We start from the raw sequence: 4,774 nt of genomic DNA on the forward strand, positions 1-4,774 counted from the left end.
GTCTCCGGCCGGTTCCCGCTCGCGCTCGGGCTGGCCAAGCGGGAGGACCGGCCGATCGGTGTGGCCGTCCGCCGCTACTACCGTTCGCCGGCCAAGCACGAGGACAACTACCTGGAGTCCTGGCTCGAGCTGCGCAGCAAGGACAGCGGCGACAACCTGCTGCCCGGGTACGGCTGGATCTTCGGCCTCGGTGACGGGCGGGTCAACGTCGGCCTCGGCGTGCTCAACTCGTCCTCGGCGTTCGGCAAGACCAACTACCGCCGGCTGCTCACCGACTGGCTCGCCAACACCCCGGAAGACTGGGGGATGACCGACGAGGCCAACGCCGACGGCCCGATCCTGGGCGCCGCGCTGCCGATGGGCTTCAACCGGGTGCCGCACTACACGCGCGGCGTGCTGCTGGTCGGCGACTCGGGCGGCATGGTCAACCCGTTCAACGGTGAGGGCATCGCGTACGCCATGGAGTCCGGCGAGCTGGCCGCGGAGGTCGTGGTCCAGGCCCTCGCCCGGCCGGCCGGCCCGGAGCGGGAGCGCGCGCTGCTGGCGTACCCGAACGAGCTGAAGGCCCGACTCGGCGGCTACTACCGGTTGGGCGGCATCTTCGTGAAACTGATCGGCCGCCCCGAGATCATGCGGATCGCCACCAAACACGGCATGCCGCATCCGACGCTGATGCGTTTCGTGCTCAAGTTGTTGGCCAACCTGACCGACCCGCGCGGCGGGGACGCGATGGACCGGGTCATCAACGCGATGACGAAAGCCGCTCCCGCCGTGTAGCGCGAGGGGTGGCCTGCGGGTCCAGCGGTCATCGACGACAGCCGGAACTGTATACGTAGGACGGCATCGGCGCTGGTCACGGCCCCGACGCCGACAAAGATCGACCCCCGCCGACTGCCACTGCGAGGGACGTGAATAGTGTGATTTTCGTCAAGCACCGAGGGCAGGGAAGGACGAGCAGGAGAAAACGATGTCGCTCTCGCCTTACGCACCGATCATCGGGCTGTTCGCCCTCGCCGCGGCGTTCTCGCTGTTTTCCGTCGGCGCCGCCCGCTTCGCCGGTCCCCGGCGCTACAACAAGGCCAAACTCGAGGCTTACGAGTGCGGCATCGAGCCCAGCCCGCAGCCGGTCGGCGGCGGGCGGTTCCCGATCAAGTTCTACCTGACGGCGATGCTCTTCATCGTCTTCGACATCGAGATCATCTTCCTCTACCCCTGGGCGGTCTCGTTCGACGCTCTGCCGATCTTCGGCTTCGTGGAGATGGTCCTGTTCATCGTCGCGGTCTTCGTTGCGTACGCCTACGTGTGGCGGCGCGGCGGCCTGGACTGGGACTGAGGAAGGAACGTCAGATGGGCATCGAGGAGAAGCTTCCCGCCGGCGTCCTGCTCACCTCGGTGGAGAAGCTGGTCAACTGGTCTCGGAAGTCGTCCGTGTGGGGCGCCACCTTCGGCCTGGCCTGCTGCGCCATCGAGATGATGGCCGCCGGTGGTCCGCACTACGACATGGGCCGCTGGGGCATGGAGGTCTTCCGGGCGTCGCCCCGGCAGGCCGACCTGATGATCGTGGCCGGCCGGGTGAGCCAGAAGATGGCCCCGGTGCTGCGCCAGATCTACGACCAGATGGCCGAGCCGCGCTGGGTGCTCTCGATGGGCGTCTGTGCCAGCAGCGGCGGCATGTTCAACAACTACGCGATCGTGCAGGGCGTCGACCACGTGGTGCCGGTCGACATGTACCTCCCCGGCTGCCCGCCCCGGCCGGAGATGCTCATCGACGCGATCCTCAAGCTCCGCGAAAAGATCATGTACGAGCCACTGGGCCCGAACGGTCGCAAGATGCTGGCCGCCCGCCAGGAGCGCGGCGACGTTCCGGTGGTGCCCTACGGCTCGATGCCGTCCTCGTACCGCAACGACAAGGCCCGGCGCGCCGAGTGGACCCGGGCGGTCCGCGAGGGGCGCGAGGAGCAGCTGCGCATCGAGAACTGGATGAACGCTCAGAACCACCTCCACCCGCAGGCAGGCCCGAAATGACCTCACCCACGGACAAGCCAAACGACGGCGGCGTACCGCTGCCGGTGGTGCCGGCCGGCGCCACCAGTGGCGCCCCCGCCGAGTTCCCGCCGGCCAGCCCGGCCGGTCGCGGGATGTTCGGCAACCAGGGCACCGGCGACGTGTCCGGTTACGGCGGCCTGGTCCGCCAGCGCCAGCCCATCGAGGAGGCGTCCCGGCCGTACGGGGGCTACTTCGACGAGGTCCGCGACGCGCTGGAGGAGGCGTACCCGGCCTTCAACGACGCCATCGAGAAGGTCGTCGTCGACCGGGGTGAGCTGACCCTGCACGTACGCCCGGAGCGGATCGCCGAGGTCTGCCAGGTGATGCGCGACGACCTGGCGCTGCGGTTCGAGCTCTGCTCCTCGGTGTCCGGCGCGGACTACCTGGGCGCCGACGAGCGTCGCCTGCACGTGGTCTACCTGCTCACCTCGATGACGTACCGGCGGCGGGTCCGGCTGGAGGCCGCCGTCTCCGTCGAGGCCCCGCACCTGCCCAGCGTGACCGCCGTCTACCCGACCGCGGACTGGCAGGAGCGGGAGGCGTACGACATGTTCGGCATCGTCTTCGACGGCCACCCCAGCCTGACCCGGATCCTCATGCCAGACGACTGGGAGGGGCACCCGCAGCGCAAGGACTACCCGCTCGGCGGCATCCCCGTCGAGTACAAGGGCGCGGAGATCCAGCCGCCGAACGAGCGGAGGTCGTACCAGTGACGACGTCGAACTACGCCAGCGAGCGTGAGACCGACGAGGGTCGGGTCTTCACCGTCACCGGTGGGGACTGGGACACGATCGTCTCGGGCACCGACCCGATCAACGACGAGCGCATCGTGGTCAACATGGGTCCGCAGCACCCGTCCACGCACGGGGTGCTGCGGCTGATCCTGGAGCTCGAGGGCGAGACGGTCCGCGAGGCCCGTTCGGTCGTCGGCTACCTGCACACCGGCATCGAGAAGAACCTCGAATACCGCAACTGGGTCCAGGGCTCGACCTTCGTGACCCGGATGGACTACCTCGCCCCGATCTTCAACGAGACCGCGTACGCCCTCGCCGTCGAGAAGCTGCTCGGCATCACCGACGACATCACCGAGCGGGCCACCACCATCCGCGTGCTGATGATGGAGCTCAACCGGATCTCGTCGCACCTGGTCTGGCTGGCCACCACCGGCATGGAGCTGGGCGCGATCTCGATCATGCTGTACGGCTTCCGGGAGCGGGAGTACATCCTCGACATCTTCGAGACCATCACCGGTCTGCGGATGAACCACGCGTACGTCCGGCCCGGCGGTGTGGCGCAGGACGTGCCGGACGACGCGGTCGTCAAGATCCGCGAGTTCCTCAAGATGATGCCGAAGAAGCTCAAGGAGTACGAGGACCTCCTCTCCGGCCAGCCGATCTGGACCGAGCGGACGAAGAACGTCGCGGTGCTGGACGTCACCGGCTGCGTGGCGCTCGGCATCACCGGCCCGGTGCTGCGCTCCGCCGGCCTCGCCTGGGACCTGCGCAAGACCATGCCGTACTGCGGCTACGAGACGTACGAGTTCGACGTGCCGACCCACCCCGACGGTGACGTCTGGGGTCGCTACCAGGTCCGGCTCGCCGAGATCCGGGAGTCGCTGAAGCTTGTCGAGCAGGCGCTGGACCGGCTCCGCCCGGGCCCGGTGATGGTCGCCGACCGCAAGATCGCCTGGCCGGCGCAGCTGGCCATCGGCGTCGACGGCATGGGCAACTCGCTGGAGCACGTCGCGAAGATCATGGGTCAGTCGATGGAGTCGCTGATCCACCACTTCAAGCTGGTGACCGAGGGCTTCCGGGTCCCGCCCGGCCAGGTGTACGTCGCCATCGAGGCGCCCCGCGGCGAGCTGGGCGTCCACGCGGTCTCCGACGGTGGCACCCGGCCCTACCGGGTGCACTACCGGGAGCCGAGCTTCGTCAACCTGCAGGCCCTCCCGGCGATGGCCGAGGGCGGTCTGATCGCCGACGTGATCGCCGGCGGAGCCTCGTTGGACCCGGTCATGGGGGGTTGTGACCGGTGAGTGCGAGGAGTGAGCTTGCGAGCCCCGCAGTCGCGAACGGAAGGCGGCGCTGATGACGACTTTCACTGACGAGACCCGGGAGCGGGCGCGCGAGATCATCGCCCGTTACCCGGCGGACCGGTCCCGCTCGGCGTTGCTGCCGCTGCTGCACCTGGTGCAGGCCGAGGAGGGCTACGTCTCCCCGGCCGGTGTCGCGTTCTGCGCCGAGGTGCTGGGGCTGAACAAGGCCCAGGTCGGCGCGGTGGCCACCTTCTACACGATGTACAAGCGCAAGCCGACCGGTGACTTCCTGGTCAGCGTCTGCACCAACACCATGTGCAACGTGCTCGGTGGCCAGGAGGTCTACGACACCCTCTCCGAGCACCTGGGCGTCGGGCACGACGAGACCACCGCCGACGGCACGATCACGCTGGAGCACGCCGAGTGCCTGGCGGCGTGCGACTACGGCCCGGTGATGACAGTCAACTACGACTTCTTCGACGGCGTGGACCCCTCCACCGCTGTCGGTGTGGTCGACGAGCTGCGGGCCGGCGGCCGGCCGATGCCGACCCGGGGCGCCCGGCTCTGCACCCTCAAGGAGATGGCGGTGCAGCTCGCCGGTTTCGCCGACGACCGCGACGGTGCCGTCGCCGACGGCGGGCCGGGCGAGCCGACCCTGCGCGGGCTGCGGCTGGCCCAGCAGCACGGCGTCTC

At 69.0% G+C, this 4,774-nt stretch carries 5 protein-coding genes and 1 pseudogene; all 6 read left to right on the top strand.

Annotation, left to right across the window (positions count from 1 at the left end; all coding sequences use genetic code 11):
- Positions 1–777, top strand: a pseudogene (locus KBX53_RS22660) (FAD-dependent oxidoreductase); the annotation flags it as partial.
- Between the two features lie 190 nt (positions 778–967).
- Positions 968–1,333: an NADH-quinone oxidoreductase subunit A gene (locus KBX53_RS22665; protein WP_007454588.1), complete on the top strand. Its 366-nt coding sequence runs from the start codon at positions 968–970 to the stop codon at positions 1,331–1,333.
- Between the two features lie 14 nt (positions 1,334–1,347).
- Complete coding sequence (locus KBX53_RS22670; protein ID WP_030334123.1) at positions 1,348–2,025, top strand: NADH-quinone oxidoreductase subunit B family protein; 678 nt, start codon at positions 1,348–1,350, stop codon at positions 2,023–2,025.
- Positions 2,022–2,759, top strand: coding sequence for an NADH-quinone oxidoreductase subunit C (locus tag KBX53_RS22675; RefSeq protein WP_030334125.1), 738 nt, complete (start codon positions 2,022–2,024; stop codon positions 2,757–2,759). Before KBX53_RS22670 ends, KBX53_RS22675 begins: the two co-directional genes overlap by 4 nt.
- The gene (locus tag KBX53_RS22680; RefSeq protein ID WP_030334127.1) at positions 2,756–4,081 is read left to right on the top strand and encodes an NADH-quinone oxidoreductase subunit D; all 1,326 of its coding nucleotides are present in this window, start codon (positions 2,756–2,758) and stop codon (positions 4,079–4,081) included. The genes KBX53_RS22675 and KBX53_RS22680 overlap by 4 nt, the downstream gene beginning before the upstream one ends.
- A gap of 52 nt (positions 4,082–4,133) precedes the next feature.
- The coding region (gene nuoE / locus KBX53_RS22685) for an NADH-quinone oxidoreductase subunit NuoE (protein WP_210861509.1) at positions 4,134–4,774 on the top strand (641 nt) is incomplete at its 3' end.

Source organism: Micromonospora sp. M51, from assembly GCF_018070305.1.
Taxonomy (GTDB): Bacteria; Actinomycetota; Actinomycetes; order Mycobacteriales; family Micromonosporaceae; genus Micromonospora; species Micromonospora parva.